We start from the raw sequence: 26,242 nt of genomic DNA, 5'->3' as shown, positions 1-26,242 counted from the left end.
CGGCCGCCTTGCAACCGCCCGCGACGCAGCGCATCAACCCGCGCCACGATCAACTCGACGGTGGCATGCGCGCCTGCGTGCGGGTCCGAACATTACGCGGCAACCCTGCTTGCTGACATATGTACGTCATGATAGGTTGCTGCAATTCCCGCTGCCGAACCTGGCATCTGTTTTCGCAACGCTACGCGCCTGATAAAAAAAAAGCGGGATGGGTTGATCTGGACTCATCGTACGCATACGCCTTTCCCCAACAGGAATTCAAGAGCCATGGCTTCAATGATCCAGCGAACGACCCTGTTCGCCTGTCTTCGCGCGGCTTGCGTCGCGGCTTCCCTGTCCATCGCCGCACTTGGCGCGCACGCGGCCGATCTCGTGATCGCAGGCCGGGACGACATCTACGGCCGCGGACTCGCGCAGGCGGTGGACGGCTACAAGAAACAGCACCCGGGCGTCGATATCGAATTGCTGAAGCTGCCGAATAACGACCTGTATCAGAAGCTGAAGCTGTCGTTACGCGAAAACACGCGCGCTTATGACCTGGTGATGCTGGACGACACCTGGTCGCCCGAATTCATCGCCAACGGATGGCTTCAGCCGCTGCCCGCCACGCTCGCGGATGCCGATATGGTGACGTCGACGATCTCTCTCGGACGCGCGTCGACCGGAACCTTATATGCAATGCCGATCGTCGGCAATGTCGAGATGTTCGCCTATCGCAAGGATCTGCTCGCGAGTCGCGGCCTGCAGCCGCCGCGCAGCTGGGACGAGGTGCTGAAGATTGCACAGACCATCGGGACTGCCGACAAGGACGTTTCCGCTGTCGTGTTTCGTGGCGTGAAGGGCAACCCCGTCGTCACCGGTTTTCTGCCGATCCTTTGGGCCTATGGCGGAGAAGTCGTCGACACGAACGGCAAGGTCACGATCGATTCGCCCGAAGCGCTGGCCGCGCTGAAGATGCTGCTCGCGCTGAAGAAGTGGGCACCGAAGGATGTCGACGTGTATGGCGCCGGTGAAGTGCGCGACGCATTGCAGGGCGGCACGGCCGCGCAGGCCATCGAAGTGTGGCCCGCCTGGCTGCCAGCGCTCGACGATCCGGCGAAGTCGCGCGTCGTCGGCCAGGTCGCGCTGCAACCGCCGCCTGGCCAGGTCAAGGGGCCGGCGCCGATGCTGGGCATCTGGCAAATGGGCATTGCGAAAGATGCCGCGCATGCGAAAGTGGCGACGGACTTCCTCGCCTACCTGACTTCGTCGGCGACGCAAACCCAACTTGCCGTGCTCGGCATTCCGCCGACGCGCAAGAGCGTCTTCGTCAATCCGACACTCGTTAGGCGATATCGCTGGTACCCGGATCAGCTGAAGGCGCTCGAAGCGGGCCGTGCGCGGCCTCGCGTAAGAGATTGGCAGCAAATCGAGGCGATTCTCGGCGACGCGTTGCAACTCGCGCTGACGGGGCAGGCCACGCCCGACGCAGCGTTGCATCAGGCTGCACAGAAGATCGCCCTGGCCAACGCCGCAGTCCAGTGATAGCGGCAGTGGCAGCGCAGGCAAGCCTGGAAACGGATCGATGAACCGCTTGCGACGTTATCTGCCGCTGCTCGTCCTGATGAGCCCAGCCGCGCTCGTGCTCGGCGTGCTGGCGCTCTATCCGGTCGCGCGCGTGCTGATCGATTCTTTTTTCTCGGTCGATTACGCGTCGGGGCATCGCTCGTTCATCGGGCTCGCCAACTATCGATCGGTCATTGCGGACGGCGAGTTCGGCACGAGCTTCGTCAATACGACCCAGTTCATGATCGTGGCCTCGCTCGCTGAAGTCCTGTTCGGACTCGCGCTCGCGCTGCTGTTCGTCCGCGCGTTTGCGGGCCGGCGCATCGCGTTGCCGCTTGCGGTGCTGCCGATGATGCTCTCGACGCTCGTGTGCTCCGCCATCTGGCGCAACTGGCTCAACTACCGAGGCTTTCTGAATGCGCTGCTCAAGGCGATAGATCTACCGGCGGTGCCCTGGCTATCCGATCCGCACCTCGCGCTGTGGTCACTGATGCTGGTCGATGTCTGGCAATGGACGCCGATGGCATTCCTGATCATTCTCGCGGGGCTACAGTCGATCCCGCCTGAAATCGCCGAGGCAGCGCGCACCGACGGCGCGAACGAATGGCAGTGCCTGCGCTACATCACGCTTCCGCTCGTTGCACCGCACCTCGCACTCGCGATGCTGCTGCGCTCGATCGATACCTTCAAGCTGTTCGACAAGGTGTACGCGTTGACGGGCGGCGGCCCGGGCAATGCGACGCAGACGCTGTCGACATACATCTACGACACGGGTTTCCGCTTCTTCAACGTAGGACCCGCCAGCGCGGCTTCGGTATTGATGCTGCTCACGTGCGCGGTGCTGGTCTCGGGATACATATGGAAATCGGCAGTCAGGCGCGACCGTTGATGCCGCTCGCGCGCTTGCAGGGTTTCGCGCGACGCTCGTCCGGTGCCGCGGTGCGAGGTCTGTTGCGGGTCGTAGCGCTGGCGGTGTTGCTGCTGCCGTGCATATGGATGGCTGGCGCGGCCTTCACGCCGACGCTGGAACGCCTCGCCCATCCGCTCGCGCTGTGGCCTTCGGCGCCCACGTCCGAGCATTTCGCGGCGGTGTGGGAAAGCGGCATGGCCCAGTCGGTGCTTAACTCCGTGTGGGTCGCAGTGGGCGCCACGTTGCTCGCACTCGCGCTGGCTTTTCCGGCCGCCTATGCTCTCGCGCGACTGGCGTTTCCGGCGCGCCTCGATCTGCTGTTCCTGATGCTCGTGCTGGCACTGAAGCTGATGCCACCGATTACGGTGGCCGTACCGCTGTTTTCGCTGGCCAAGTGGCTCCATCTGCTCGATTCGCTGTTTGGGCTGGTACTCGCCTATCAGCTGTACGCGTTGCCGATGGCGATCTGGATGTTGCTGCCGTTCGTGCGCGACGTGCCGTTCGAATTCGAGGAGGCTGCGGCGCTCGACGGCGCTAACCTCGCGCAGCGCATCGTCTTCATCGTCGTGCCGCTGTGCGCGCCGGGTCTCGTTGCCACCGCCATCTTCGTGTTCATCATCGCGTGGAACGAGTTTCTGCTGGCGCTGTTGTTTGTCTCGTCACCGAGTCATTTCACCCTGCCGCTCACGATGGCGAGTTACGTGACCGAGAACGGCATCGACTGGGGCGAACTGATGAGCGCAGGGCTGATCTCGTCGGTACCGACGCTTCTGCTCGCGGGCTATGTGCAGCGCTATCTGCTGCAGGGCTTTTCGGGCGGCCTGAAGTAACGGGCTCCAACTCTGCGTCGACGTTGCAGCAGACGCTTTGCTTATCCAGAGGTTTTCTTGCGCCCTGCCCTGACCCATCCCAACGTTTCGCCCGCTGACTGGATGTCGGCCATCGAGGGCAGCCGCTTGCTGTCTGCACTGACCTTGCCAGGCAGCCACGACACCTGCGCCTACACGGTCGATGACCGGCTCGCGCGCACGCAACATGCCACGCTCGACGATCAGTTGCACCATGGGGTGCGGGTTCTCGACATCCGCTGCCGTCATCAGCGCGATCGATTTGCGATTCATCACGGCGGCATCTCGCTGGGTCTGAGTTTCGACGATGTGGTACGGACATGCGCTCGGTTTCTCGCGCGTCACCCTGGCGAATGCATCGTCATGTCGATCAAGGAGGAATGGCCCGCGCGTGACTGCGACCGCGCGTTTTCTGCGACCTTCGAATGGTATGTCGAACGACACGCCGATGTGCACTGGCACCTTGCCTCCGACCTGCCGCTGCTGGAGGCGGTACGCGGGAGCATCGTGCTACTGCGGCGCTTCGCGAGTGAAAAGCCGCTCGGCATCGACCTGACGGCCTGGCCTGACAACGCAACGTTCGATATCGACGACGTGCCGGTGCCGTTCACCATCCAGGACGAATTTCGCGTGCCGGTGCCGACATCGATCGCTTACAAGTGGCGCGCCATCGATTTGCTGTTGAACCGCACCCCCGGTGTGTGCGACGAGCGTTGGATCATCAACTTTTGCAGCGGCACGGGGATGGCGGCGCCGCCGGTCGTCGTGGCGTGCGGCGATACACAGCATCGCGGTATTCACGAGCAGCTTGCCGAGCGGCTCGCGGCTCGTCCGCAACCATGCGGCACCATGCTGCTCGACTTTTGCGACTGGCAGGACTGGCGCCTCGTTGATGCGTTGATCGATTGCAACTGGAGCCGATAACGCATCGCTGCGGGCATGACGTTGACCGCGAATCTCAGCGTGATTCCTTTGCTCGAGGCTGCCGCGGTGGCGGCCTCGATTCCGGTCCGCGCCTCGCCGGTTCACGCGTGCAGGCGTCTGGCGGCATGACATAAGGAACGTCGTCGCGACAACACGCATAGATCGGAAATCCGTACGCGTTCGTACCGACGATGGTCGTTGGCCCGTGCAGCGGGCACACCGCCTTCATGGCGCCTCCTCGAATCTCATCGATCAATCGCTTCCATCTTACGCTCGCGACAGATGTTCCATGTGCGCCTGCATTGCCCTTCGCACCGCCTGGTACCGCTCACCGCCACCGACGCGCATTCACCATCCGTGCCGCGCCGCACCCTCACGTACTGTCACTTGCGTGGACAACCAGCCGAGCACGGTCAGCGCAAAGTGCGCTGGCGGACCGGCGTCCCGTGCAGCGACTCGCCCGGGCGACAGCAGCGGTGCAAGGAAGCGTCGGTTGAATTGTCATTTCTTGCATAACATGCAATGATTCATCCCAATGCCTGATCCTGTCATTCTGGCCATTTCCATGACATTTCAGGGATGCTCTGCGAAGCAGTCGAAGAGCCGCCTCATCGGGGTCGCGGTTCCAGTCCGTTGTCCGGACGATCAAACATCGCCTTGGCTCGTCAGCCACCCTTCAAGGCGGAGCTTTTGGTGCAGGGTATTCACCTAGCCGTTGTTCCCGAAAATTTAACATTTTGAAGTTAGAATGAACCCTCTAAAATCGATTGTTATCTCATCTGATGACAATTGAATTAGACATCGAAGCGCCGGGTCGGCCGCACGACCTACCGACGCGGGCCATGGCCAACTCAGCGGCTATGACTGGTGAAGAAACACCATGTTGTATTTCGACTGACGAATACAGACATGAGAAGTGCGCTCCGGACATCACTGTTTTTTGCAGCGTTCATTTAGTCTTACTAATAATACTTTTTCTCCGGAATCCTCACCGACGATATTCCGCATACTGATTGCGGATATGGTCTCCGGAGCAGGCGGGTTCGAAATTCAATCCAGGAGAAGCAATGAAAGACCTTTCGTCCGAAGATTTGCTGAAATTCTGCCGAACGAATCTGTCGACGTTCTTTTCGCCCGCCACGGAAGCATTTGAAGGAACACGGAAACTCGCCGGCCTGGACCGGCAGGCGGGGAGCACCGTTCGGGGCACCTGGAATCTTTGAGCAGTGCGCCGGCGCGGCATGTCGCCGCCAGTTGATGCGCCAGCTCCATTCGCGCAATACCAAGCCTATAAAAACCCGCGCAGTTCAATCAATGCGGAAGCCGCTCCTCCCGTGACGCTGGAGGCGGCCGCGCGTTGTGGCAAAGCAATGGCGGGTTGTGCGAGACGGCCATTGGGTATTCACGATCCTCGCAAACATTTCGATCACGGATGGAAAGGATGACGAAACGAATCGTAGTAGTAACGGGCGGCATGGGCGGACTCGGAGAAGCGATCAGTACGAAACTGCACGACGCAGGGTATGCGGTGGTGGTCACGCACTCGCCGAGCAACACCGGTGCGGACAAATGGTTGGCTGACATGGAAGCCCAGGGCCGGAGCTTTCGCGCCTACCCGGTCGACGTGGCCGATTACGACTCATGCCAGCGTTGCGCGGACAAGATTCGGGCGGAAGTCGGCCCGGTCGACATCCTGATCAACAACGCAGGCATCACCCAGGACATGACCCTCAGGAAGATGGACAAGGTGAATTGGGATGCGGTCATTCGCACCAACCTCGACTCGGTCTTCAACATGACCAAGCCGCTGTGCGAAGAGATGGTCGCACGAGGCTGGGGGCGCATCGTCAATATCTCGTCCGTCAACGGCTCGAAAGGCTCGGTCGGCCAGACCAACTACGCCGCGGCCAAGGCCGGCATGCACGGCTTTACCAAGTCACTGGCGCTGGAAGTGGCGCGCAAAGGGGTCACGGTAAACACGATTTCGCCGGGCTACCTGGCCACCAAGATGGTCACCGCGATTCCGCAGGAGATCCTCGACACGAAGGTCCTGCCGCATATCCCGATGGGACGTCTGGGCAAGCCCGACGAAGTCGCGGCGCTCGTGCTCTATCTGTGCTCGGAAGATGCCGGCTTCGTGACCGGCTCCAATATCGCGATCAACGGCGGCCAGCACATGCAGTGACGCAACGTACCGCGCCGGTACGTGCCGCAACATCGGACGAATCGGCGTGAACCGTTCACGCAACACCCCTGTGCTTCCATGAGAGAGGAATGTGTCATGAGTGAGACCTGGATGGGCCTGATCATTGGGGGCACGGCCCTCAGCATCGCAATGCTCATGGTGATTGATCACTATCGCCGTGAGCGCAGAAGGGCAAGACTGCTACGACATCTGGATCATCATGAGTGGTGGCATCAACCGCGCGGGCGAATGTAAGTGCGTCGACCGCGCCAATAAAAAATCAGATACATCGAGAGGGCTGAAGAATGACACCGGAAATCACCGGACAACAAAAGGCCACAGGCCATCAGATCACGGTTCGTACGAGGCGCGGCGGCATGAGGGTCGCCGCAGTGTGGCAGGTATTGATGCCGGTCGCCGATGCCATCGAGGACGTACGGATTACGAGTAACCGCAAACATGATGTCGAAGACATGACGATCGCGTTTGCCGACAGGTTCTCCGGATCGCTGCACACCGTTCTCAAGAAGTTCGAGACGATGCCGTGGGTGGCCGCCGCGGAGCTTTGCTGAACACCGAGGGCCGTGCCGCTTGCGATGAGTCGCGTCGCTGCGAGGACCGGCGAGCGTCACGCTACCTGGCTCGCCAGATAGCTGACGGGCGCGCGCGCCTCGCAGGGGCTGCATGGCACAAGTGGGCCAATTGAAGTCCGAGGTACACGGCCGGACCCAGCCGGTCACCACCTGAGAGAAGTGGATGAAAACAACAATCAAGAGAGGCCCCCGGGACAGGGAGAGTCCCTATACACCCCTGACCGCTGGAGATGCAATTTCGCATCTGGAACGGATCCTGTCCCACGATGGCGTGGATTCGTTGTTCAGCCGGACCTACTGGCGCGCGCGTGTCCAGCAGGTGAGCGCTACTCAAGGACTGACTCCGCAGCAGCAGGCAAGGCTGGTGAAGCTGCTCGAGTCGCTGCATCCCCCGGTCACGAGCGAGGAGGCGTGCTAGTCACTCGCCGACGCGGACGTACGTCGTCCGCGGTCGATCAGAGCTGATCGTCGACATCCAGCAGCCGATCCTCCACATGCAGATCTTCGGCGCACTCTCCCTGCAAGCTCAGTTCCCTGCCTTCCGCTCGGAGGTGATCGCGGACCATCCGGCACAGGCGTTCGCGCACGAGGACACGTTGTGCCGTGTCCATCTGCGCGTAACGCTGAATCTGCGCAGCCGAAAAGTGCAGTGTCAACACGCACCGGGCATCCAGCGTCGTGTCGCCGTGTGACTCGATCACCCAGGAAGCCTGAATGAGGAAGTTCCGGCCGTCGTCGTAACCGCTGATCGCAGGCGCTTTCGGTGACTCGAATAACGCGGACAGAGCCAGTTGGATTTCTTCGATGCGCTGGTTCAGATCGATCTCTTTCATTGAAAGTCCTCCTTGTGGTCGAGGCTCCGGGCCCCGCCCTTATGCGAGCAAAATCCGTGTCCGGCTGGCGCTGGCTGTCCAGTGCTTCGACTGGAGCCGGACTCGCAATTCCGTTGCCGCTCACTGGCAATATGTACCGTTGCCCCATCAGCAGGTATTCGAGCGGGTAAGGAGTGATCCGCACGCTTCACACAGCGACAAAACGACGCCGCCGCGCACCTATCGCCGGTTCAAATCGCTCTTCAGTTCTTCAAACACGAGCCGACATAAGGAACAGGCCACGCAAGCATCTGGCTCGCTTGCGCAGCCTGCTCGTCGCGCAGACGGCTCCCCTATTTCCAGCCGGACTCCCTGCATGAAAGGATCGCAACGTTGTCGAAATCGCTCGCGCGTCCCGAACTGGGTGAGCGGCTCGTGAAGCAAAGCGCAGACTACGATCACGGCATCGAAAAGATCGTCGGGTATGCCGCGCTCGTCGAGCAGGCGGCCGCCGCGGCGAGCTCGCTGCAGGAGCAATCGGGCACGCTGGTGCAACCGGTAGCCGTATTCGCCGTCGACTGATGCGCCAGCATCGGTTTCGCGTCACCGGTCGCCTCGTCACCATCGCGGCCCGGTATGACCGCGCAGCGGGCGGCGATGCCGCCGCCTCCGCAAGTGCGAAAAGCGCCTCATGCATGCCGACGTTGCATCGCCCCCTTGAACGACCAACCGTTGAGCGCGAGAAAGACGAGCAGCGTCGCACCGAAAATGCATTGGCGTCCTGCTTCGCCTATCTGCAGCGCGGTCAACAGACTCGTGAGAACCGTAAGCAGCACGGCCGCGCTCGCGACCGCGATGTAGTCGCCCCGTCCGCCCGCGAGCGACACGCCGCCAATCACCGCGACGACGACGCTCGGCAGCACATAGGTCGTTCCGAGCCCCAGAAACGCCTGGCCGACATAGCCGACGAGCAGCACGCCCGTCACAGCGGCGATGATGCCGCTCGCGACATAAACCGCGATGCGGATCGCGCGCACGCGCGTACCGGCGATGGCGGCAGCGACCGGATTCGCGCCGGTCGCCATCAGGCGACGCCCCCAGGCTGAATGATCGAGAAAACGCCACATCAACGCGCCGGCGCCGAGCCAGATCAGCGCGACGCTCGGCACGCCGCCGAGCGTCCTGCCGGCGAGCGCGGCGAGTGCGGGACTCGCGGCCGTATTGACGTGCATGACCGACGACCAGACGATCAACGCGCCGTCGATGAGACTTGCCATCGCCAGTGTCATCACGAGCGGCGGGATGCCCAGCAGCGTGATGCCGACGCCATTGAGCGCGCCCACCAGCGCGCCCGCCAACGTCGCGACGGCGAACGCGGCCGGCGATCCAGCCGATGCCGCTCCGAGCAGCGCGGCGCCAAGAATGCCGCCCAGCGTCGCGGCCGCGCCTACCGACAGATCGAGCCCCTGCTCTCCCGCGATCATCACGAGCGACTGCGCGAGGCCGAATAGCCCCAGAAACGTCGCGATCTTCAACTGATTGGCAACCTGCCCCAGGCTCGCGAAGCCCGGCACCGCGAACTGTCCACTGATGAGCACGATCACGGCGAGCGCCAGCAAAAAGGCGCGGCGCAAATTCGGTTTCATCGTCACACTCTCCTTTTCGCGCCCACGAACGTGAAGCCGAGCGCAAGCACGATCACGGCACCCTTGAACACTTCCTGGTAGTTGCTCGGGATGCCCGCGAAGTACACGACGTTGCCGATCAGCGTGAGCACGAGCGCGCCGCAGACGGCGCCGAGCATCGTGCCGCGCCCACCCGCCAGCGAGATGCCGCCGATCACCACAGCCGCGACCGAGTTCAGCGTGTATGGCAATCCCAGACGCGCATCGCCGGACGCGGTTTGCGCGGTCAGGCAGAGCGCCGCCGCAAACACGAAGAGCCACGCGAGCAGATAGCCGAGCAGTTTGACGAGCCGGACATCGATGCCGGCTTTGAACATCGCATCGGCGTGGCTCCCGGTCGCGATCAGTCGCCGTCCGAAGCGATGCCGCTGCAGGACCGTCCACAGCGCGATCGCGGCGAGCACCGGCAGCGCCGCGAGCGGAATCACCGAGATACGCGCCGCGAACCATTCGCCCAATGCGTCCGGCACCGCGCCGCCCGGCTGCGGGATCAGCAGCAGAGCACAGCCAAACCAGACGGCGCCGGTCGCGAACGTCGCGATCAGCGCGCTTTGCTTCGCATAGCCGACCAGCAGACCGTTGCACACACCGGCAAGCAGCGCGGCGGCCAGCGCGGCGACACAGGTCGCGCCGAGGCCCCACCCCATCAGACCGGGCGCGGCCGCGAGCACGCAGTTGACCAACGAGATTCCCGCGCCCATCGACAGATCCAGCTCTCCCATCAGCACGACGACCGCCTGCGCCATGCAGATCAGGGCGACCGGCGCGGCGTTCTGCATGTTGCTCGCGAGCGAATCAGCGGTGAGAAAGTCCGGCTGCAGCCATGCATTCGCGATCACGACCGCGAGCAGCATGACGAGCGCGGGCAGCGCACTCGCGGCACGCGCGCACGATATCCTTAGCGCCGCGCCCATCCGCTTGCCTGGCGACCAGGCGCCAGTGTGGGCAAGTCCGTCTCCCAGTTGCGCCTTCATGCCGCGCTCCGGCCGAACAGCGCGCTCGTCACGCGGGATTCATTCATCTCATCACCTTCCAGCTGCGCGATGATCCGACCTTCGTACATGACGATCAGGCGGTCGCACACCGCGAGCAATTCTTCGGTATCCGATGCATAGACGAGCACGGCCGTCCCCGCTTGCGCGAATGCACCGATCGTCTCGTAGATTTCCCTGCGGGCGAGCACATCGACGCCCTTGGTCGGATCGCTGAGCAGCAGCACGTCGACCTGCCGGTTCAGCCAGCGCCCGATCACCACTTTCTGCTGATTGCCGCCCGACAGATCCCGCACCGGCTGGCACACGTCGGACGTCTTGATGCGCAGTCGCGCGACCACGTCGTCGACGAACCGGCGGATCGGCGCGCGACGCAGCCGCCACGGGCTCGCCGCGAAGTTCACGCTGACCTGCGCCAGATTGAATTCGACCGGGTGATCGAGCCACAGGCCCTGCCGATGCCGGTCGTTGGGCACGAGGCACACGCCCGCGGCGATCATCTGACGCGGCGAACGCGGCACGATCGTCCTCGCTCCACCTCGTCCGTCGAGCCTCACCTCGCCGCCGTCCGGCACACGAAAGCCCGCGAGCGCGTCGAGCAGTTCTTCCTGGCCATGGCCCTGCAGTCCCGCGATGCCAAGAATCTCTCCGCGTTCCAGTTCGAAGCTGACGCCGCGCAGCCGCGCGCCAGCGCGCAGATCGGTGACGCCGAGCGCGACGGTTCTTTCCGTGTCCGCCGGATCACGGCCACGTCTCCGCTTGCCGTCATGCATATGCGTGGCAGCCGCGCCGCCCATCAGTTCGAGCACACGCGCTTCGTCGAGTTGCCCGCGCACCGCTAGCTCGCCGACCGGGCGGCCGTTGCACAACACCATCACGCGATCGCACAGCGCTTCGATCTCCGCCATCCGGTGCGAAATGAAAATCACCGCCGTGCCGTGCGCCGTCAGACTACGCACGACGCGCATCAGGTTGTCGACTTCAGCGGCGGCGAGTGCGGCGGTCGGTTCGTCGAGAATCAGGATGCGCGGCCCGAGCGCAAGCGCCCTCGCGATCTCGACCAGTTGCTGATCGGCGGCGCTGAGGCTGCCTGCGCTCGCTTCGAGATCCCAGCCGGGTCTCAGGCTCTCCAGCAGCCGCGTGGCGCGATCGCGCGTGCGCCGCTGATCGAGAAAGCGACCCGTATGGCACAGCTCCGCGCCAAGAAACACGTTCTCCCACACCGGCAGATCCGGCGCGAGACCGGGATGCTGATGCGCAATCGCGATCCCCGCCGCGCGCGCCGACTTCGGCGAGCCGGGTCGCAGCGGCGCACCGATCATTTCGATCGTGCCGTCGTCCGGTATAGTGTCACCGGCGAGAATGCTCGACAACGTCGATTTGCCCGAGCCGTTGGCGCCTAGCAGCCCCAGCACTTCGCCAGGGTTCAGCGTGAGGCTCGCGCCGTCGAGCGCGAGCACGCCGCCATAGCGTTTCGTCAATCCCTTCGCGATGAGCACGGACATGATCGGCGCTATTGCGTGAACAGCGCATCGAGCTGGGCTTCGCTCAGCCATTGACCGAGAAAGTAGCTGTCGGGCTTGTCGCTCATCGAAGCGAGCGTAGCGTCGAGGTTCTCGGCGGTTACGGTCTTGGTGATCGGGAAGTAGTAGGTGTTGTCGGGCAGCGGTTTGAGCGTGCGTCCATGCGCGAGGCGCACTGCGATGCCGAGCGCCGTGCGACTGATGTCGGGCGGATTCACCTGCACGAACACCTTCATCGGATTGCCGGCGTCGCGCTGCTTCTTCCATTCCGTCAGAAAGCCCTTTTGCGCTTCGCCGGTCATGATCGGTACCCGCCGGTTCGCGTTCTCGAATGCGCGCAGAACGCCGAGAGCCATCGCGTCTTCGGTGAACACAGCGTCGATCTGCGGTTGCGCCGCGATCACCGTCGCCATCACCGCTTGCGCCTTGGCCTCGTCCCATTCGCCATAGCCGGACCAGACGACCTTGATGCCCGGATACTTCGCGAACGTCTCGAGCGCGGCCTTCTTGCGCGCCTCCGCCGCCGGATGTCCGGGGATGCCGTCGAGCACCACGACATTGCCCTTGCCGTGCAGTTGCTCCGCGATCCATTCGGCGTAGCGTTGACCCCACTTGTAGTGATCGACGGTCACGTTCGTCGCGTAGCGATTGGATACCGCCTGGTCGAACGACACCACCGGGATCTTGCTGCGCTGCGCCTCCGAGATCACGCCGTTGAGCGCGGTGGCCGAGTTCGCGTCGACCATGATCGCGCCCACCTTCTGGCGAATCATGTTGCGCATGTCCTGAATCTGCTGACCAGTGTTGGCGCCCGATTGCTGCACGATCAGCTTGTCGGCCAGGCCGCTGGTTTTGTAGGTCTGGAACTGCTGATTGGCGCCGTCGATCATCTGGTTGCGCCATTCGGTGCCGAAATAGCCGTTCGACAGGCCGATATCGGGCGCGGCGGCGAACGCCGATGCGCACGCGAGGCTAGTCGCCACGGTGGCAAGCAAAGTGCGCGGTTTCATGTCGTCGTCTCCTGATGTTTGGTGTGCGCGCGAAGGCGCCAGCCGCGGCGTGCGGCCGGCTCCGCGCAACTTCTGATGGGCGATGCAGTTTCAGTGCACAGGCGCGGATGCCGCCGTCGCGACACCGGGATCGGCCGGCAACGCCGCGCCTACATGAAGTTCGCCGCGCGGCGGCAGCGCGTCGTGCGTGCTCTTGAAGATGTCGCCGTCCTTCATCACCAGCGTGATCTTGCTCGGGTCCTGCAGCACGGTGAGGTCCGCGAGCGGATCACCGTCCACCAGAATGATGTCGGCAAGATAGCCCTCGCGGATCTGGCCGAGCTCGTCGGGCATCATCATCAGCTCGCCGCCGTAGCGCGTGGCCGAGATCAGCACCTCCATCGGCGTCATGCCGATGTAGTCGACGAAGTATTGAAGGTCGCGCGCGTTCGTGCCGTGCGGCATCCACGCAAAGCCGTAGTCGCCGCCCGGCAGAATGCGGATGCCGCGCTTGTGCATCTTCTGGAGTGTCACCGCGGCGGTTTCGAGCTCGCGCTTGTAGCCCATCTTCGTCGCCAGTTCCTCGCTGATGCCCCACTTCTCCGCGTGATACAGCGTGCTGATCAGCCAGCCGATGCCCGGCGCGACGAAGTGCTTTTCCTTGTTTGCTTCGAGCATGTCGAGGGCTTCCTCGTCGGCGAAGCTCGCATGGAAGATCAGTTCGAGCCCGTGCCGCACGCATTGCTTGACCGATTCGCTCGAGCGGGCATGCGCGGCCACGCGCTTGCCGGCGCGCTTCGCCTCGGCAGCGAGCATCGCGATCTCTTCCTCGGAAAACGGCGACGATTCCGCCGAAATGCCCGCGATGTACTCGCCTGACAGATTGATCTTCAGATGATCGACACCGTACTTGACGAACATGCGCGTGGTCGCGCGCATTTCTTCCGGCCCGCTCACGACCGCGCCGAAGTTCAGTTCCTTGAACGACATGTGCGGCAGCGTGTTGTCCGCGAGGCCGCCGAGAACGGTGATCTCCTGGCTGCCCGCCAGATAGCGCGGTCCCGGAAATTCGCCGGCGTTGACCGCGTTGCGCAGCACGACATCGAGCCGCGGCTTGGCCGCGGCCGCGCCCAGTGCCGAAGTCCAGCCCATTTCCAGATAACGCTTCGCGACGCGCACGCACCACAGCATGTGCTCCTCGGGCGGCATGAACTGGATCGCTGACAGCGACGGCTGGTCGTTCCATGAGAAATGCGTGTGCGCCTCGGTCATGCCCGGCATCAGGAATGCGCCACGGCCGTCGATACGCTGTGCCTGGGGCGCGTTGATCGGCTCTTCGTCGCGAGCGACGCGGACGATGCGCTGCCCGTCCACCAGCACCTGGCCTCTGAAGGGCTGAGCACCGCTACCGTCGAAAACCGATACGTTGGTAAACAAGATCGAACTCATGTCTGTCTCCTCCACGTGGGGCCGAACGCGCGCGGGCGTCCGCCGCCGGTTGCTTACTGCCTGACTGTGCCTGTTTGCCGATCGGGGGCCCGTCGATCGCCGTTCTGCGCGGCTATTCTGATCGACGCGGCGCCCACCTGTTCAATGCGTCACCGAGCCGCTTGATAGAAGCGCTTCAGCTCCGCCGTCGTTTCGACGGGTTTTTCGAACGTGGTCCAGTGACCACAGCCGCTCAGCACGACGACTTTCGCCCCCGCAATACGCTCGCCCATCGCCTTCACCGCATCGGGTCTGCCAACGCCGTCCTGGTCGCCTGTCACGAGCAGCGTCGGCACCTGGATGCGTTCGATCTCCGCCGCCTGCGCGCCAGCCAATGCCTCGCAGCTTTGCGCGTAACCTTCGGGCGATTGACGCATCACGCTTTCGCGCACGAGCGCGAGCGTCACGGGCCGCTGCGACCTGGTCTCGTCGCTGGTGGCGCCTTTGACGATCGCATCGGCGATTTCCTGCAGGCCCGGCACGCCCTGGTCGCGCGCGATGCGCGCGCGCTGGCGCATGCCGTCGCGCGCGGCGTCGGGCGGAGCAATGAGCGGCCCGAACAGCGCGAGGCTTTTAACCAGCTCGGGATGCCTGACGGCCAGATGCTGCGCGACGATGGTGCCCATCGAATGCGCGACGATGTCCGCGTCGCTCACCTGCAGTTCGCGCAGCACGGAGGCAATGGTGTTCACGTAGGAATCGATCGACAGCTTCTGCGCGGGCAACGGCGAACGCGCGCTCCCAGGCAGATCGATGCGGATAACCTTCCTGCCTTCGAACGCCGGCAGCACCGGGGTCCAGTTGTTCGAGGAACCGCCGAGACCGTGGATGCACACGACCGGCGCGCCGTCGCCTTCGATCTCGATGAAGATGCCTTGCACTTGAGTTGTTGCCATGTTTACGCCACCTCGTTTTCAAGGACGCCGATGCGCGGAATCTCCATGCGCACGACATCGCCGCTTTGCAGAAATTTCGGGGGATTGAAGCCGATGCCGACACCCGCCGGCGTGCCCGTCGCAATGACGTCGCCGGGCTGCAGTTCCATGCCGGCCGACAGCGTCGCGATGATCGTCGGGATATCGAAGATCAAGAGCTTCGAGTTCGATTCCTGACGCAACTCGCCGTTGATCCAGCAACGCACGTCGATGTTCGACGCGTCGAGTTCGTCGGCCGTCACGAGATACGGGCCCATCGGGCAGAAGCCGTCGAGCGACTTGCCGATGAACCACTGACGATGCAGCTTTTGCAGATCGCGCGCGGTGACGTCGTTGATGATCGTGTAGCCGAACACGTGATCGAGCGCCTTCGCCTTCGAGATCGCGCGACCTGCCTTGCCGATGACGACACCGATCTCGACTTCGTAGTCCATCTGTTGCGTCACGTCGGCATGGCGCGGAATGCGCTCGCCAGTCGCGATGATCGTCGATGCGGGCTTCGTGAAAACGACCGGTGCTTCAGGTATGTGCTCGCCTGCCTGCGCGCTCTTGTCGAAACCGGACTTGCTGAACTCTTCGGCGTGGTCGTGATAGTTCTTGCCGACGCAGAACACGTTGCGGCGCGGCTGGTCGATCGGCGCGAGGAGCGTCGCCGACGCGAGCGGGCGCCCTTCGCCGCGCGGGCACAGCGACTCGCGCAGGTCGGAGAATTGTTGTACCAATTGGACCATGTCGCCGGCAAAGCCGTCGCAAAGCTGGGATACCGGCCAATAAACGCCGGCTTCGGGTTCGACCAGGGCGACCGCCCTCGCCCCGTCGTGGCGCAAAGTTGCTAATTTCATGATGGGCCTTTAATCTAGGTCTGGTGGGTCAATCTGGAACCACTGTAGGACCAAATTCGGACAAAAAGAACCAGGGTTAACCAAACTCAAGAACCAATTGGTTCTTGTTTGATGCGCAGCAGGACTGAGGATGAGTGACGTCGACACAAGGGTGACAGTCAGGGCGAAGGGAGCACGGGAGCTCGCGAGCTATCTGGAGGAAGCGATTCGCAGCGGACGCTTCGCCGAAGGCGTGCGCCTGCCGCCCGAACGCGAACTTAGCGAGGAGTTCGGCGCTTCACGTGGCGCCGTCCGGCGAGTCCTCGCCGATCTGAAAGAGCGTGGGCTGATCCGGCAGACGGTCGGCAGCGGCACGTTCGTGCTGCCTGGCGCAAGCGTGCCGGCGCCGCCGCTACCCGAGGCGAAGCCGCACGCCGTGCAGACGAGCCCAGCCGAACTGATGGAAGCGCGGCTTTTGATCGAGCCGCTGATGCCCGGGCTCATCGTCCGATATGCGACGGCGGCCGACTTCGCGCAGATGAGCGACTGCATCGAGCGATCCGAGGCGGCGCAAACCATCGAGGAGTTCGAGCACTGGGACGGCGAGCTGCATCGCGCGTTGGCGGTCGCTACGCACAACACCTTCTTTCTGCGCGTGCTCGAATTGACCAACGAGGTGCGCGAACAGGGCGAGTGGGGACGTCTGAAGCGCCTGTCGCTGACGCCCGAGCGGCGCAGTCAATATGAGGCGCAGCATCGCGCGATCGTGGATGCGCTTCGCGATCGCGATGCCGAGATGGCTTGCGAGCTATTGACGAACCATCTGCGGCAAATCAGGGAAAACCTGTTCGGACGTTGACACCTTTACGAATACTTGCGGCGGCACGCATTCAAGGGTTGCGATTTCCTTCCGGGGGTATCGAATCTGTTTATCACACGCGACGCGAGACCACGCCAGACCAAACCTGGATGCCTCACCCGCGACGTTCGTCGAGCCCTACCGGGGCGAGGTTCCGCGCGACGCAGATCGCCGCCGCCCGCGCACGGACCCGGCAATGCGCGATTCATGCGCAACCATGCGTATGTGGTTAACCCGCTCTTTCAACCCTTGGCGCGCGTGCTTATCGTGCTGGGTGCGCACGGCAGGCCGACAACTTCAAGCAGCCTACCGGAGCATAACGTCTTCCGCGGCGCGGGGGCGACCGCCACATCGGCGAGTCGAAAAGCGCACGCAGAAGCGAACAGATACCTGCACCGCCGGCATGGCCGGACGGGTTCGCAGCCGAGCGGGCCACAATCGGGAGGCCTCCGTAGAGGGGACAAAAGATGTTCGGATGCAAGCTGATCGACGTCAACGCATTATCCGCCCGACCCGCCCGAGCGCCGGTCCAGCGGCACGCTCGCCGATCCAATGACGGCCACGTCCATCCCGTGCCCACGCCCCACGACAAGACACAGTACGGTCATTAGCCACTGGCAGGCTCACCGCCGGATTTCATGACCGCGCTACTCCCAACCGATCATTCAATCCCTCGGCTTCGGGTGTGCAAACCGTTACGCCGGACCCCGCTCACAGCGCTCGCCCAGCAATGAACAAGGGGTCCGATTTTCAACGTTGTTTATGGTTCGTTAGCAAGGAAATCGAATGCAAAACAAAAAGCGCACTTTGCTTAAGGCCGCCGCCGCACTCGTGCTGGCAGGTTCGAGCGTGGTCGCCCATGCGGACGATGTGGTCAAGGTCGGGCTCATCGTTCCGATGAGCGGACCGTTCGCGTCCACGGGTCGTCAGGTCGACGCGGCGGTCAAGCTGTATATGGCCCAGCATGGCGACACGGTCGCGGGCAAGAAAATCCAGGTCATCCTGAAGGACGACACCAACGTCCCGGATACCACCAAGCGCCTCGCGCAGGAGCTGATCGTCAAGGATCACGTGTCGGTGCTGGCCGGCTTCGGGCTCACGCCGCTGGCGCTCGCCGCCGCGCCGCTCGCGACCCAGGCGAAGGTGCCGATGATCGTGATGAACGCGGCCACCGCGATGATCACCGAGCAGTCGCCTTACATCGTGCGCGCGGGCTTCACGCTGCCGCAGAACACGTTGGGCATCGCGCGTTGGGCGCCGAAGAACGGCATCAAGAAGGTGGTCACGCTGGTCGCCGACTACGGTCCCGGCATCGACGCGCAGAACTCCTTCAAGAAGGTCTTCGAATCGGAAGGCGGCAGCGTCGTCGAGCAACTGCGCGTGCCGGTCGCCAACCCGGACTTTTCGCCGTTCCTGCAGAAGGTCGCCGACCTGAAGCCTGACGCGCTGTTCATCTTCGTGCCATCGGGTGCCGGCGCCGCGTTCATGAAGCAGTTCGCCGAGCGCGGCCTGAGCAAGCAGGGCATCAAACTGATCGGTACCGGCGACGTGGTGGATGACGACATCCTGAACGCCATGGGTGACGTGGCGCTGGGCGCGGTGACATCGATGCACTACTCGGCCGCTCTCGACAATCCCGAGAACCGCGCCTACGTGGCCGCCTTCGAAAAAGCCAACCCCGGCATGCGCCCGAACTTCCACAGCGTCGGCGCCTATGACGGCATGCACCTGATCTACGCGGCGCTGCAAGCCACCAAGGGCGACACCAACGGCGACAAGCTGCTGGCAGCCATGAAGGGCCAGAAATGGAACAGCCCCCGCGGCCCGGTGGAACTCGATCCGCAGACGCGTGAAATGGTCCAGAACGTGTACATCACCCGGACGGAACGCGTGAATGGCCAGCTGTTCAACGTGTCGTTCGACAAGATCGACGCCGTCAAGGATCCGGCCAAGATCAAATAAGCTCGCGAAAGCGAGGCACGCCGTATCCGGATGATTCGATTTGCCCGCCGCGCCCCTCGCACTGCCAGGGGCGCGGCGTTTCGGCGGTAAAAACTCATGCTAACCATTCTCTTCGACGGTATTGCCTACGGCATGCTTCTGTTCGTGCTGGCGAGCGGTCTGGCCATCACGCTGGGATTGATGAACTTCGTCAATCTCGCTCACGGCGCCTTCGCCATGGTGGGCGGCTACGCCACCGTGCTCGCGATGTCGCGTCTGGGCATTCCTTTCCTGTGCGCATTGCCGATTGCGTTCGTCGCGTCCGCGGTGCTTGGCGGCATTCTCGAACGCACGCTGTATAAGCGCGTGTACGGGCAGTCCGAACTCAATCAGGTGCTGTTTACGATCGGCCTGACCTTCATGGCCATCGCGACGGTCGACTACTTCATGGGCTCGACCCAGCAGTTCCTGAACCTGCCGCAATGGCTGCAGGGCCGCACGGTGTTCGCCGGCATCGGCATCGGTTACTACCGGTTGTTCGTGATCCTGGTCTGCGTGGTACTCGTCGTCGCGCTCCAGCTGATCCTGACCAAAACCCGCTTTGGCAGCCGCCTGCGCGCATCGGTGGATGATCCGCGCGCGGCGAGCGGCCTCGGCATCAACATCAACTTCGTGTTTCTGACCACCTTCGCGTTCGGCTCGGGCCTCGCCGGCCTCGGCGGCGCGCTCGGCGCAAACATGCTCGGCCTCGATCCGATCTTTCCGCTCAAGTTCATGATCTATTTCCTGGTCGTGGTCGCGGTGGGCGGCACGACCTCGCTGACCGGTCCGTTGCTGGCTTCGCTGCTGCTCGGCATCGCGGACGTGGCGGGCAAGTACTACATCCCCGATCTGGGGGCATTCATCATCTACGGCGTCATGATCATCACCCTGATGTGGCGACCACAGGGTTTATTCGTCAGGGCGGGGGGCAAATGAAGTCGGCAACTTCTAGCGAAATGGGTGCATCGACGATCGTGCCCGAAGTCCGCAGCATGGGCAGGCAGTGGTCGCGCTGGCGCCCGGCGGAAATCATCTTCTGGATCGTGGCGCTGGGCATCTGCGTGACACCGCTTAATAACTTTCTGCTGCTCAACGAGATGGCGATCCTCGCGTTGTTCGCGGTATCGCTGGACCTGATTCTCGGCTATACCGGCATCGTGTCGCTGGGCCATGCGGCCTTTTTCGGTCTCGGTGCTTATTCGGCTGCGTTGCTGGCCAAGTACTTCAATGTCGATCCGCTGCTGGGCATGCTGCTCTCGTGCGGAGTGGCGGCGCTGGCGGGCCTCGCCACCAGCGTGCTGGTGATGCGCGGTTCGGACCTCACGCGCCTGATGGTGACGCTAGGTGTGGCCTCGATCCTGCACGAACTGGCCAACAAGCTCGGCTGGCTCACCGGCGGGGCCGACGGCATGACCGGCGTGCCGATGGTGCCGCTCTTTGGTCACATCGAGTTCGATCTGTTCGGCAAGGTGGCCTACACCTATTCGATCGTCACGCTGTTCGTGCTGTTCGTGATCGCGCGCGCGGTGGTCAAGTCGCCGTTCGGCATGTCGCTGCAGGTGATCCGCCAGAATCCGCTTCGCGCGGCGGCCATGGGCGTGCCGGTCAAGCTGCGCCGAACTGCCGTCTACACGTTGAGCGCGGCCTACGCGGGCGTGGCCGGCGCCCTGCTCGCGCAGACCACCGGCTTCGCGTCGCTCGACGTGCTCGACTTCCACCGCTCGGCCGACGTGCTGCTGATGCTGATGATCGGCGGCGCGGGTTATCTGTATGGCGGCATCATCGGCGCGGTCGTATTCAGGTTCATGCAGGACCGGCTGGCGGACATCACGCCGCAATACTGGCAGTTCTGGATCGGCTTGCTGCTGGTGATCATCGTGATCGTCGGTCACGAGCGGCTCGTGCGTCCGTGGACGTGGTTCCGTCGCAGCGGGAGCAAAGCATGACGATCGCACTGCAAACATTCAATCTGATCAAGCGCTTCGGCGGCCTCGTCGCCACCAATGACGTGTCGATCGCGGTCGAGAAAGGCGCCCGCCAGGCGCTGATCGGCCCCAACGGCGCCGGCAAGACGACGCTGATCAATCAGCTGACGGGCGTGCTGTCGCCGAGTTCGGGCCGCATCGAGCTCGAAGGCCACGACATCACATCGCTGTCCGTGCACAAGCGGGCTCGCGCCGGGCTCGTCCGCACGTTCCAGATCAATCAGCTTTTCAAGCACATGACGCCGGCCGAATCGCTGTCCGTCGCGATCTCCGAGCGCGACGGCCTGGGCGCACGCTTCTGGCGTGCGCTCGGCCAGCGCGGCGAAATCATGGACGAGGTCGCTTCGCTGCTCGAACAGTGCAAGTTGCTCGACGTGATGAGTCGCGAAACGCGCGTGCTGCCCTACGGCAAGCAGCGCCTGCTCGAAATCGCGCTGGCGCTGGCGGCAAAGCCGCGCGTGCTGCTGCTGGACGAGCCCGTGGCCGGCGTTCCCGACGGCGAACGCCGCGAGATTCTCAATACGGTCGCCGCATTGCCCGACGACGTGACCATTCTGCTGATCGAGCACGACATGGACCTCGTGTTCAGCTTTGCCAACCGCATCTCTGTGCTGGTGAGCGGCGGTCTGCTTACCGAGGGCGCATGCGCGGACATCGCCCGCGATCCTCGCGTGAAGGCCGTGTATCTGGGCGAGGAGCTGGTTGGAGGTGAATATGTCTGAATTGCTGAAGCTGGAAGGAGTCGTAGCGGGCTACGGCGAAGCCAGGATCCTGACGGGTATCGATCTGACCTTGGATCATGGCCAGGCTCTCGCGCTGCTTGGCCGCAACGGCACGGGTAAAACCACGCTGATCAACAGCATCGTGGGTCACACGCGTCGCTTTAGCGGGCGGATCTGGCTCGATGGCAAGGACGTCACCGGATTCAAGCCGCACCAGCGCGCGCTGGCCGGCATCGGCTGGGTGCCGCAGGAACGCAATATCTTCAAGTCGTTGACGGTCGAAGAGAACCTGAGCGCGATCGCCGTGTCTGGTCCCTGGGACCTGGCGCGCATCTACAAGATGTTTCCGCGCCTGGAGGAGCGCCGCGCCAATATGGGCAATCAGCTTTCCGGCGGCGAGCAGCAGATGCTCGCCATCGGCCGCGCGCTGATGCTCAATCCCAGGGTGCTGCTGCTCGACGAACCGCTCGAAGGCCTCGCGCCGATCATCGTGCAGGACTTGATGCGCATCCTGTCGGAGATCATCCGCGACGAAGGCCTGTCGGTGATTCTGGTCGAGCAGAATGCGCGCAAGGCGCTGAGCATTACGCACAACGCCGTGGTGCTGGAGCGCGGCTCGGTGATTCATTCGAGCACGGCGGCCGAGCTGCTGGCCCAGGATCACAAGATCGATACCTTGCTGGCCGTGTCTCAACACTGAGCGGCGCGCGATGCGTGGCCGGGCTACGCGACGAAGGTCGTGACCGCCCGGTTGAACGCATCCGGTCTCGCGACATTCATCCCATGCGACGCACCGTCGATCGTTTCGCGTTCGGCAAACTCGATCCACTGTTCGAGCTTGTCGACCGTATTGCGGAACATGCGGGGACTTCTTTGGCCGTCGATCAACAACGTACGGCACTTGATATCGCGCGCGGCTTCCGGCGTATAGGCCGGAAGCGGATCGAGCAACTGCTTCGGCAGCGTGAGCGCGTTGTCGAGCGCCATGCGACGAAAGCTCTCCGGGCTTTTGTTCCAGTAGCCCGGCATGCTCACGGAGTCGACGAACATCGACAAGCCGGCGTCGTACTCGCCCCGCTCGATCAGTTCCGCGACCCGGGCGCGCAACACGTTGGTCGCCGGCGGCATGAACGCGGGCTGCCCCCGCGGTTCGGTTTGCAGCGGGCCGCCGGGATCGGCTAGCGTCAGCGTTTTCACGAGGCGCGGATAGGCGCGCGCGAGATGGAAAGCCACGCACCCACCCCGCGAGTGACCGACCAGATGAACCGGAGCCAGGTCGAGCGCCGTGATGAATCCGGCCATTTCCTCGACGTGCGCCTCCCAGCTGAAGTCGCCGTGTCCAAACGCATCGGTCTCGGGCCAGTAATGGCTCAAGCTCGGCGCGAAGCAGCGAAACCGGCCAGACAGCGAAGCCATCTGGGCGTCCCAGTAGCGATAGTCGCATAGCGAGCCGTGCACGAACACCATCGGCTCGCCGCTCCCGGACTCGACATACGGTATGGCAACACTCGATGCGGTGGTCACGAACGATGGCGCGGACGCGCCATAGGCTGAGGCCAGGATCGATGGGCTGGTACGTGCATTCATCAAAGGGCTCCTTTGGCGACACTATCGATGGTGTGCTGGCAAAAGAAAATCGCATAATATTGATGGAATCGATCTACTTTTCTGATACGAACCATCATGGCAACGGAAATGAAAGCGCTCGATCTGGACGTGCTGTCGATGATCATCGCGGTGGCGGACGCCGGCACGATCAGTCGCGCGGCGCAGGTCGTGCATCGCTCGCAATCGGCGGTGAGCATGCAGATCAAGACGCTCGAGACGGCGCTCGGCAAGGCGCTGTTCGTGCGCAAGCCGCGCAGCGTGGTGCCGACGCAGGACGGCGAAATGCTGTTGACCTACGCACGACGGATGATCGCGCTGCGCGATGAAGCGTGGGCAGCGGTGGTTCGGCCCGACGTGACCGGGCGCGTGGTGATCGGCGTGCCGGACGACTATGCGACGTCACTGTTCCCGCCGATCCTCAAGAAATTTTCGGCGACCTATCCGAAGGTGGAGATTCAGGTGGTGGGGCTGCCAAGCGTCGCGCTCGAGCCGATGTTGAAGGACGGCACGGTCGATCTCGTCTGCGCGACGCGCGTGAAAGGATTGCACGGCGAGTTCCTGCGTCACGAACCGATGGTGTGGGCCGCCGCCCCGGGCGCGACCGAGATCTGGCGCGAAAGGCCCTTGCCCATCGCCGTGTTTTTGCCCGGCAGCGTCGCGCGAGAGAAGGCCATCCGGAGCCTCGAGCGTGCGCGCATCACGTATCGAACGTCGTATGAGAGTCCGAGTCTGCTGGGTCTGCTGACGATGGCCGAGGCCGGACTCGCGGTGACCCCTTTGGCCAAGTGCGCGGTACCGGCTCACTTCTCGCTGCTGGGGGCCGCGAATGGCCTGCCGGAAATCGGCACGCTCGAAGTCGTGCTGGCGCGAAGCGCGGCTTCGAAGCGACCTGTGTGCGATTTTCTCGCGGAGCACATTCTCGCCGACCTGAAGAATTAACCCGGAAGACGTCAGGAAGACTCCTCCGCGCCGGCTCGGCACGACGCACACATCCACCACGCAGCCTTCGGCGCAGCGACGGTTTCCGCAACCCCGCGCCACCAGCGTTCACCGCGATGCACCGCAGTCAGATCGAGCCGCTCGCCCATGCGCGGTGTCGACAGCGCGACGCCGCGCGCGAGCGCCAGTCCCGTCACCCTCTCGAACGGCTCCTGCCAGCGATGCATCGCGAGGTCGAAGGTGCCGTTATGAATCGGCACGAGCCAGCGGCCGCGCAGGTCGATATGCGCCTGCACGGTTTCTTCGGGCTGCATATGGACGTATGGCCACATCGCGTCGTACGCGCCGGTCTCGATCAACGTGACGTCGAATGGTCCGAGGCGCTCGCCGATTGCGCTGAAACCATCGAAGTAGCCGGTATCGCCGCTGAAGAACACGCGCAAATCGTTATCGACGATCACCCACGACGCCCACAACGTGCGGTTGCCGTCGAACAGGCTGCGCCCGGAGAAGTGCTGCGCCGGCGTCGCGGTGAACTCGATGCCCTCGACCACCGTGCCCTGCCACCAGTCGAACTGCCGGACCTTCGCCGCGTCGATACCCCATTCGATGAGCCGGTCGCCGACCCCGAGCGGCGTCAAGAACACCTCGGTACGCTGCGCCAGGATCAGAACGGTCTCGCGGTCCAGATGGTCGTAGTGATCGTGCGACAGGATCACGCCATGCAGCGGCGGCAAATCGTCGAGCGAGATCGGCGGCGCATGAAAGCGCTTCGGACCGAGATTGCGGAACGGCGACGCCCGCTCGGCAAATACGGGATCGGTCAGCCAGAACTTGCCGCGCAACTTCAGCAGCATCGTCGAGTGACCGAGCCGGTACAGGCTGCGATCGGGCGCCGCATCGAGTTGCGCGCGTGTCAGCGTTTCGACGGGCAACGCGTCGGCCGGCACGGTGCCGCGCGGCTTGTTGAACAGCACCGTCCACGCGAGCCCGAGCGTTTTGCGCAGGCTTTGCGCCGGACGCGGCTTGACGTTGCGAAAGCGCTCGCCGTCATGCTGCGGCGACAGGCCGAACTTCGCGCGGCTGCGTTGCGCAGCGTTCACGCCGAGCATTTGGCGGACATAGGCGGGAAGCGACGTCATGAAGTTGACCTTTCGAAGAAAATGTACACCCGGCAGTGTAGTTTATTTTCAAGAAAAGTAAACTGACCAGTGTAAAATTAGGGGATGGAATCGCCTGCCCGCCCCCAACGTCTGACTGATCGGAAGCGCGTCGCGATCGTCACCGCCGCGATCGAGGAATTCCTCGCGGCCGGATACGACGCAACCAGCATGGACCGCATCGCCGCCCGCGCGAGCGTCTCGAAGCGCACGGTATATAACCATTTCCCGGGCAAGGAAGCGCTTTTCGCGGCGATTCTCCAGCAACTGTGGGACGCGAGCCACGATGGCGATGCGCCCTGCTACCGCGCCGATCGACCATTGCGCGCGCAGTTGCTCGACCTGCTGGAGCGCAAACTGAGCCTGCTTAACGACGAGTCTTTCTTGTCGCTGGCACGGGTGGCGATCGCGGCTGGCATCCATTCGCCGGAGCGCGCGCGCGATATGGTCGCTCGCATGGGGGAGCGCGAGGAGGATCTGACGGCATGGGTCCGCGCGGCTGCCGCGGACGGCCGCATCAAGACCGGGGACCCCGTCTTCGCCGCACTGCAGTTGCAGGGGCTCGTGAAGGCCTTTGCCTTCTGGCCGCAAGTGGCGATGGGTCAAGTGCCGCTCGATGCCAGCGAGCAGAAGCGGATCGCGCAAGCGGCGGCGGATATGTTTCTCGCGCGTTATGCGTGAGTCGGTTTGTCGGCTTGGGTTTGCTTTGGCTCTGCCCGTATAAGCAAGAAGTTCT

The 26,242-nt window shown here is 63.4% G+C and carries 27 protein-coding genes; 17 read left to right on the top strand and 10 right to left on the bottom strand.

Annotated features, from left to right (window positions below; all coding sequences use genetic code 11):
* Positions 1 to 267: 267 nt before the first annotated feature.
* The 8 genes from AB3X86_RS18780 (at position 268) to AB3X86_RS18745 (ending at position 7,423) form a co-directional block, all read left to right on the top strand.
* A complete protein-coding gene (locus tag AB3X86_RS18780) occupies positions 268 to 1,524 on the top strand; it encodes an ABC transporter substrate-binding protein (protein ID WP_368597150.1) in 1,257 nt (418 codons plus the stop codon).
* Between the two features lie 40 nt (positions 1,525 to 1,564).
* Positions 1,565 to 2,434 carry a carbohydrate ABC transporter permease gene (locus AB3X86_RS18775; protein WP_368597149.1) on the top strand — a complete coding sequence of 290 codons (870 nt, stop codon included), beginning with the start codon at positions 1,565 to 1,567 and terminating at the stop codon, positions 2,432 to 2,434.
* On the top strand, positions 2,434 to 3,285 hold the full coding sequence (locus tag AB3X86_RS18770) for a carbohydrate ABC transporter permease (protein ID WP_368597292.1): 852 nt from the start codon (positions 2,434 to 2,436) through the stop codon (positions 3,283 to 3,285). Before AB3X86_RS18775 ends, AB3X86_RS18770 begins: the two co-directional genes overlap by 1 nt.
* A 102-nt stretch (positions 3,286 to 3,387) precedes the next feature.
* Positions 3,388 to 4,227 (top strand): phosphatidylinositol-specific phospholipase C, encoded by an 840-nt coding sequence (locus AB3X86_RS18765; RefSeq protein ID WP_368597148.1) that lies wholly within the window; start codon positions 3,388 to 3,390, stop codon positions 4,225 to 4,227.
* Positions 4,228 to 5,294: 1,067 nt separating this feature from the next.
* Positions 5,295 to 5,450, top strand: a complete 156-nt coding sequence (locus tag AB3X86_RS18760; RefSeq protein ID WP_368597147.1) for a hypothetical protein — start codon at positions 5,295 to 5,297, stop codon at positions 5,448 to 5,450.
* Between the two features lie 218 nt (positions 5,451 to 5,668).
* Complete coding sequence (phbB, locus tag AB3X86_RS18755) at positions 5,669 to 6,412, top strand: acetoacetyl-CoA reductase (RefSeq protein ID WP_176378279.1); 744 nt, start codon at positions 5,669 to 5,671, stop codon at positions 6,410 to 6,412.
* Between the two features lie 305 nt (positions 6,413 to 6,717).
* Positions 6,718 to 6,984 carry a hypothetical protein gene (locus AB3X86_RS18750; RefSeq protein ID WP_176111277.1) on the top strand — a complete coding sequence of 89 codons (267 nt, stop codon included), beginning with the start codon at positions 6,718 to 6,720 and terminating at the stop codon, positions 6,982 to 6,984.
* A 184-nt stretch (positions 6,985 to 7,168) separates the two neighbouring features.
* Positions 7,169 to 7,423, top strand: coding sequence for a hypothetical protein (locus AB3X86_RS18745; RefSeq protein ID WP_368597146.1), 255 nt, complete (start codon positions 7,169 to 7,171; stop codon positions 7,421 to 7,423).
* 37 nt (positions 7,424 to 7,460) lie between these two features.
* Here AB3X86_RS18745 and AB3X86_RS18740 read toward each other — a convergent pair whose 3' ends face one another.
* Positions 7,461 to 7,838, bottom strand: a complete 378-nt coding sequence (locus AB3X86_RS18740) for a DUF3022 domain-containing protein (protein WP_368597145.1) — start codon at positions 7,836 to 7,838, stop codon at positions 7,461 to 7,463.
* Between the two features lie 372 nt (positions 7,839 to 8,210).
* Between AB3X86_RS18740 and AB3X86_RS18735 the strand changes: the two genes are divergently transcribed.
* Positions 8,211 to 8,399 carry a hypothetical protein gene (locus AB3X86_RS18735; RefSeq protein ID WP_368597144.1) on the top strand — a complete coding sequence of 63 codons (189 nt, stop codon included), beginning with the start codon at positions 8,211 to 8,213 and terminating at the stop codon, positions 8,397 to 8,399.
* A gap of 107 nt (positions 8,400 to 8,506) precedes the next feature.
* On the opposite strand, the gene AB3X86_RS18730 is transcribed toward AB3X86_RS18735, so the two are convergent.
* From AB3X86_RS18730 to AB3X86_RS18700, 7 genes are all read right to left on the bottom strand, one after another.
* Positions 8,507 to 9,463, bottom strand: a complete 957-nt coding sequence (locus AB3X86_RS18730) for an ABC transporter permease (RefSeq protein WP_368597143.1) — start codon at positions 9,461 to 9,463, stop codon at positions 8,507 to 8,509.
* Positions 9,464 to 9,465: 2 nt separating this feature from the next.
* On the bottom strand, positions 9,466 to 10,476 hold the full coding sequence (locus AB3X86_RS18725) for an ABC transporter permease (protein ID WP_368597142.1): 1,011 nt from the start codon (positions 10,474 to 10,476) through the stop codon (positions 9,466 to 9,468).
* Positions 10,473 to 11,999 carry a sugar ABC transporter ATP-binding protein gene (locus tag AB3X86_RS18720; RefSeq protein WP_368597141.1) on the bottom strand — a complete coding sequence of 509 codons (1,527 nt, stop codon included), beginning with the start codon at positions 11,997 to 11,999 and terminating at the stop codon, positions 10,473 to 10,475. Before AB3X86_RS18720 ends, AB3X86_RS18725 begins: the two co-directional genes overlap by 4 nt.
* Positions 12,000 to 12,007: 8 nt before the next feature.
* A complete protein-coding gene (locus AB3X86_RS18715; RefSeq protein WP_368597140.1) occupies positions 12,008 to 13,027 on the bottom strand; it encodes an ABC transporter substrate-binding protein in 1,020 nt (339 codons plus the stop codon).
* A 90-nt stretch (positions 13,028 to 13,117) separates the two neighbouring features.
* Entirely contained in the window at positions 13,118 to 14,455 is a 1,338-nt protein-coding gene (locus AB3X86_RS18710; protein ID WP_368597139.1) for an amidohydrolase family protein, read from the bottom strand.
* Between the two features lie 149 nt (positions 14,456 to 14,604).
* Positions 14,605 to 15,390, bottom strand: a complete 786-nt coding sequence (locus AB3X86_RS18705) for an alpha/beta fold hydrolase (RefSeq protein WP_368597138.1) — start codon at positions 15,388 to 15,390, stop codon at positions 14,605 to 14,607.
* 2 nt (positions 15,391 to 15,392) lie between these two features.
* On the bottom strand, positions 15,393 to 16,271 hold the full coding sequence (locus AB3X86_RS18700) for a fumarylacetoacetate hydrolase family protein (protein ID WP_368597137.1): 879 nt from the start codon (positions 16,269 to 16,271) through the stop codon (positions 15,393 to 15,395).
* Between the two features lie 130 nt (positions 16,272 to 16,401).
* On the opposite strand from AB3X86_RS18700, the gene AB3X86_RS18695 reads away from it, so the two are divergent.
* The 6 genes from AB3X86_RS18695 (at position 16,402) to AB3X86_RS18670 (ending at position 22,499) form a co-directional block, all read left to right on the top strand.
* Positions 16,402 to 17,109 (top strand): FadR/GntR family transcriptional regulator, encoded by a 708-nt coding sequence (locus AB3X86_RS18695; protein WP_368597136.1) that lies wholly within the window; start codon positions 16,402 to 16,404, stop codon positions 17,107 to 17,109.
* A 786-nt stretch (positions 17,110 to 17,895) separates the two neighbouring features.
* The gene (locus tag AB3X86_RS18690) at positions 17,896 to 19,071 is read left to right on the top strand and encodes an ABC transporter substrate-binding protein (RefSeq protein WP_176378290.1); all 1,176 of its coding nucleotides are present in this window, start codon (positions 17,896 to 17,898) and stop codon (positions 19,069 to 19,071) included.
* A gap of 96 nt (positions 19,072 to 19,167) precedes the next feature.
* Positions 19,168 to 20,028 carry a branched-chain amino acid ABC transporter permease gene (locus tag AB3X86_RS18685; protein WP_176111280.1) on the top strand — a complete coding sequence of 287 codons (861 nt, stop codon included), beginning with the start codon at positions 19,168 to 19,170 and terminating at the stop codon, positions 20,026 to 20,028.
* A 20-nt stretch (positions 20,029 to 20,048) separates the two neighbouring features.
* Entirely contained in the window at positions 20,049 to 21,038 is a 990-nt protein-coding gene (locus AB3X86_RS18680) for a branched-chain amino acid ABC transporter permease (protein ID WP_368597291.1), read from the top strand.
* The gene (locus AB3X86_RS18675) at positions 21,035 to 21,799 is read left to right on the top strand and encodes an ABC transporter ATP-binding protein (protein WP_176122625.1); all 765 of its coding nucleotides are present in this window, start codon (positions 21,035 to 21,037) and stop codon (positions 21,797 to 21,799) included. Before AB3X86_RS18680 ends, AB3X86_RS18675 begins: the two co-directional genes overlap by 4 nt.
* Positions 21,792 to 22,499 carry an ABC transporter ATP-binding protein gene (locus AB3X86_RS18670; protein ID WP_368597135.1) on the top strand — a complete coding sequence of 236 codons (708 nt, stop codon included), beginning with the start codon at positions 21,792 to 21,794 and terminating at the stop codon, positions 22,497 to 22,499. Before AB3X86_RS18675 ends, AB3X86_RS18670 begins: the two co-directional genes overlap by 8 nt.
* Positions 22,500 to 22,522: 23 nt before the next feature.
* On the opposite strand, the gene AB3X86_RS18665 is transcribed toward AB3X86_RS18670, so the two are convergent.
* Complete coding sequence (locus AB3X86_RS18665) at positions 22,523 to 23,386, bottom strand: alpha/beta fold hydrolase (RefSeq protein ID WP_368597134.1); 864 nt, start codon at positions 23,384 to 23,386, stop codon at positions 22,523 to 22,525.
* Between the two features lie 108 nt (positions 23,387 to 23,494).
* Between AB3X86_RS18665 and AB3X86_RS18660 the strand changes: the two genes are divergently transcribed.
* The gene (locus tag AB3X86_RS18660; RefSeq protein WP_176111970.1) at positions 23,495 to 24,346 is read left to right on the top strand and encodes a LysR substrate-binding domain-containing protein; all 852 of its coding nucleotides are present in this window, start codon (positions 23,495 to 23,497) and stop codon (positions 24,344 to 24,346) included.
* Positions 24,347 to 24,357: 11 nt separating this feature from the next.
* On the opposite strand, the gene AB3X86_RS18655 is transcribed toward AB3X86_RS18660, so the two are convergent.
* Positions 24,358 to 25,488: an MBL fold metallo-hydrolase gene (locus AB3X86_RS18655; protein ID WP_176122628.1), complete on the bottom strand. Its 1,131-nt coding sequence runs from the start codon at positions 25,486 to 25,488 to the stop codon at positions 24,358 to 24,360.
* A gap of 84 nt (positions 25,489 to 25,572) precedes the next feature.
* Here AB3X86_RS18655 and AB3X86_RS18650 point away from each other — a divergent pair, with 84 nt between their 5' ends.
* Positions 25,573 to 26,187: a TetR/AcrR family transcriptional regulator gene (locus AB3X86_RS18650; protein ID WP_368597133.1), complete on the top strand. Its 615-nt coding sequence runs from the start codon at positions 25,573 to 25,575 to the stop codon at positions 26,185 to 26,187.
* Positions 26,188 to 26,242 lie beyond the last annotated feature (55 nt).

The organism is Paraburkholderia sp. BR14374, assembly GCF_040948685.1.
Lineage (GTDB): Bacteria > Pseudomonadota > Gammaproteobacteria > Burkholderiales > Burkholderiaceae > Paraburkholderia > Paraburkholderia youngii.
Note: the sequence above shows the minus strand (reverse complement) of the source record. Positions and strands in the feature narration are given on the sequence as shown.

Bases quoted from the DNA above. Each gene is read 5' to 3' on its own strand.
- AB3X86_RS18780 (WP_368597150.1), top strand. From the start codon at position 268: ATGGCTTCAATGATCCAGCGAACGACCCTGTTCGCCTGTCTTCGCGCG.
- AB3X86_RS18775 (WP_368597149.1), top strand. From the start codon at position 1,565: ATGAACCGCTTGCGACGTTATCTGCCGCTGCTCGTCCTGATGAGCCCA.
- AB3X86_RS18770 (WP_368597292.1), top strand. From the start codon at position 2,434: ATGCCGCTCGCGCGCTTGCAGGGTTTCGCGCGACGCTCGTCCGGTGCC.
- AB3X86_RS18765 (WP_368597148.1), top strand. From the start codon at position 3,388: ATGTCGGCCATCGAGGGCAGCCGCTTGCTGTCTGCACTGACCTTGCCA.
- AB3X86_RS18760 (WP_368597147.1), top strand. From the start codon at position 5,295: ATGAAAGACCTTTCGTCCGAAGATTTGCTGAAATTCTGCCGAACGAAT.
- phbB (WP_176378279.1), top strand. From the start codon at position 5,669: ATGACGAAACGAATCGTAGTAGTAACGGGCGGCATGGGCGGACTCGGA.
- AB3X86_RS18750 (WP_176111277.1), top strand. From the start codon at position 6,718: ATGACACCGGAAATCACCGGACAACAAAAGGCCACAGGCCATCAGATC.
- AB3X86_RS18745 (WP_368597146.1), top strand. From the start codon at position 7,169: ATGAAAACAACAATCAAGAGAGGCCCCCGGGACAGGGAGAGTCCCTAT.
- AB3X86_RS18740 (WP_368597145.1), bottom strand. From the start codon at position 7,838: ATGAAAGAGATCGATCTGAACCAGCGCATCGAAGAAATCCAACTGGCT.
- AB3X86_RS18730 (WP_368597143.1), bottom strand. From the start codon at position 9,463: ATGAAACCGAATTTGCGCCGCGCCTTTTTGCTGGCGCTCGCCGTGATC.
- AB3X86_RS18725 (WP_368597142.1), bottom strand. From the start codon at position 10,476: ATGAAGGCGCAACTGGGAGACGGACTTGCCCACACTGGCGCCTGGTCG.
- AB3X86_RS18720 (WP_368597141.1), bottom strand. From the start codon at position 11,999: ATGTCCGTGCTCATCGCGAAGGGATTGACGAAACGCTATGGCGGCGTG.
- AB3X86_RS18715 (WP_368597140.1), bottom strand. From the start codon at position 13,027: ATGAAACCGCGCACTTTGCTTGCCACCGTGGCGACTAGCCTCGCGTGC.
- AB3X86_RS18710 (WP_368597139.1), bottom strand. From the start codon at position 14,455: ATGAGTTCGATCTTGTTTACCAACGTATCGGTTTTCGACGGTAGCGGT.
- AB3X86_RS18705 (WP_368597138.1), bottom strand. From the start codon at position 15,390: ATGGCAACAACTCAAGTGCAAGGCATCTTCATCGAGATCGAAGGCGAC.
- AB3X86_RS18700 (WP_368597137.1), bottom strand. From the start codon at position 16,271: ATGAAATTAGCAACTTTGCGCCACGACGGGGCGAGGGCGGTCGCCCTG.
- AB3X86_RS18695 (WP_368597136.1), top strand. From the start codon at position 16,402: ATGAGTGACGTCGACACAAGGGTGACAGTCAGGGCGAAGGGAGCACGG.
- AB3X86_RS18690 (WP_176378290.1), top strand. From the start codon at position 17,896: ATGCAAAACAAAAAGCGCACTTTGCTTAAGGCCGCCGCCGCACTCGTG.
- AB3X86_RS18685 (WP_176111280.1), top strand. From the start codon at position 19,168: ATGCTAACCATTCTCTTCGACGGTATTGCCTACGGCATGCTTCTGTTC.
- AB3X86_RS18680 (WP_368597291.1), top strand. From the start codon at position 20,049: ATGGGTGCATCGACGATCGTGCCCGAAGTCCGCAGCATGGGCAGGCAG.
- AB3X86_RS18675 (WP_176122625.1), top strand. From the start codon at position 21,035: ATGACGATCGCACTGCAAACATTCAATCTGATCAAGCGCTTCGGCGGC.
- AB3X86_RS18670 (WP_368597135.1), top strand. From the start codon at position 21,792: ATGTCTGAATTGCTGAAGCTGGAAGGAGTCGTAGCGGGCTACGGCGAA.
- AB3X86_RS18665 (WP_368597134.1), bottom strand. From the start codon at position 23,386: ATGAATGCACGTACCAGCCCATCGATCCTGGCCTCAGCCTATGGCGCG.
- AB3X86_RS18660 (WP_176111970.1), top strand. From the start codon at position 23,495: ATGAAAGCGCTCGATCTGGACGTGCTGTCGATGATCATCGCGGTGGCG.
- AB3X86_RS18655 (WP_176122628.1), bottom strand. From the start codon at position 25,488: ATGACGTCGCTTCCCGCCTATGTCCGCCAAATGCTCGGCGTGAACGCT.
- AB3X86_RS18650 (WP_368597133.1), top strand. From the start codon at position 25,573: ATGGAATCGCCTGCCCGCCCCCAACGTCTGACTGATCGGAAGCGCGTC.